General features: G+C 33.5%; 1 protein-coding gene and 2 pseudogenes. 2 read left to right on the top strand and 1 reads right to left on the bottom strand.

What is annotated here, in order from left to right:
• Positions 1-115, bottom strand: a pseudogene (locus R2808_RS11470) (iron-sulfur cluster assembly accessory protein); the annotation flags it as partial.
• 142 nt (positions 116-257) lie between these two features.
• Here R2808_RS11470 and R2808_RS11465 point away from each other — a divergent pair.
• Positions 258-1,118 carry an MBL fold metallo-hydrolase gene (locus tag R2808_RS11465; protein WP_371271146.1) on the top strand — a complete coding sequence of 287 codons (861 nt, stop codon included), beginning with the start codon at positions 258-260 and terminating at the stop codon, positions 1,116-1,118.
• Between the two features lie 80 nt (positions 1,119-1,198).
• A pseudogene (locus R2808_RS11460) lies at positions 1,199-1,739 on the top strand (peptidase S8); the annotation flags it as partial.

The following is a 1,739-nucleotide window of genomic DNA, read 5'->3' as shown; positions in this document are numbered from 1 at the left end:
ATCCGCCGCTTTTTACGCCTACGCGAATAAAATCATTTGTAGCATCAAATCCATCATCTGTCATCAACTCGATGGCTTTCTTTTTAGCTGCATCTGATACTTTAATCATGCTTATTTTGATTTTGTCTAAATTAATTGCAAAGATAGCTGATAAATTACGAATAACAATATATTCACAAATTTTTATAACTTATAGTAATATAAAAAGAACTTATCGTTTTCGTTGAATTTTTGTAAATTGCGTAAAATTTTTGTGTATGACTATTTATCCTATTGAAGCAGGTAATTTTAAATTAGATGGTGGCGCAATGTTTGGCGTAGTACCAAAAACGATTTGGAGCAAAACCAACCCAGCCGACAATAATAATTTAATTGATATTGCCGCTCGATGTATGCTGATAGAAGATGGTAACCGTTTAATTTTGATTGATACAGGAATGGGTAACAAGCAGTCGGATAAATTTTTTGGTTATTATTCGCTATGGGGCGATTATTCATTGGAAAAATCATTAAAAGAAAAAGGCTTTCAACCAAATGATATTACCGATGTGTTTATGACGCATTTGCATTTTGATCATTGTGGCGGAAGCGTAAATTGGAATAAAGATAAAACGGGTTATGAAGTGGCTTTTAAAAATGCCCGTTATTGGACAAATGAAAATCATTGGCAATGGGCAACCCAACCCAACGCCCGTGAAAAAGCTTCTTTTTTAAAAGAAAATATTATGCCCATGCAAGAAAGCGGCCATTTACATTTTATATCAAGACCTGTAAGTGGTTTTTCTGAAACTTCTGAGCTCGATTTTGGCATTTTCTTTGCCGATGGGCATACCGAAAAACAAATGCTTCCACATATAAATTACAAAGGAAAAACCATTGTTTTTTGTGCCGACATGCTACCAACTGCAGGACATGTTCCTATACCCTATGTAACAGGATACGACACAAGACCTTTAATGTCTATGTCTGAAAAGGAAATCTTTTTAAAAATGGCAGCTGAAAATAATTATTATTTATGGCTAGAACACGATGCTCATAATCAAATTATCACTGTTCAAAATACAGAAAAAGGAGTGCGATTAAAAGATGTGTTTACTTGTAATGAAATCCTAAATTAGTGTTAAATAGTAATTTCTTTGTAACAAAATAAAAGCATATTTGTCAAATAATAACGATTAATAAACATAAAACTATATAAATGAGAACATTAAAACCTATTTTGTCAGCTGCAATTGTTGCTTTGGTACTTTCAAGCTGTGGTTCGTCTAAAATGATTTCTACACCTATTGAAAACATTGACAACCAACCTTTAAAAACAACGCCAATAGCTGAAAATGATTTAAAAAGATGGAGTGATTTAGATCTAGTTAAAGACACCATTCCTGGTATGAGTGTTGACAAAGCTTATGCAGAATTACTAAAAGGAAAAAAATCTACCACTGTAATTGTTGGAATTGTAGATTCTGGTGTAGATATTCGTCACGAAGATTTAAAAGGGCAAATTTGGGTAAACCCTAAAGAAATTGCTAACAACGGTAAAGATGATGACAACAACGGTTATATTGATGATATTAATGGGTGGAATTTCCTAGGCAATAGTAACGACGAACAATTAGAAAAAACGCGTATCGTAGCGAAAGGACCTGGAACACCCGATTATGAAAAGGCTAAAGCAGAACTAGACGCTGATATTGCTGATGTAATGCAAACCAAACAACAAATCGATATGATTGTTGGCG

The organism is Flavobacterium sp. (genome assembly GCF_041392005.1).
Classification (GTDB): Bacteria; Bacteroidota; Bacteroidia; order Flavobacteriales; family Flavobacteriaceae; genus Flavobacterium.
This window is presented reverse-complemented; position numbering and strand designations above follow the sequence as displayed.

Bases quoted from the DNA above. Each gene is read 5' to 3' on its own strand.
- R2808_RS11465 (WP_371271146.1), top strand. From the start codon at position 258: ATGACTATTTATCCTATTGAAGCAGGTAATTTTAAATTAGATGGTGGC.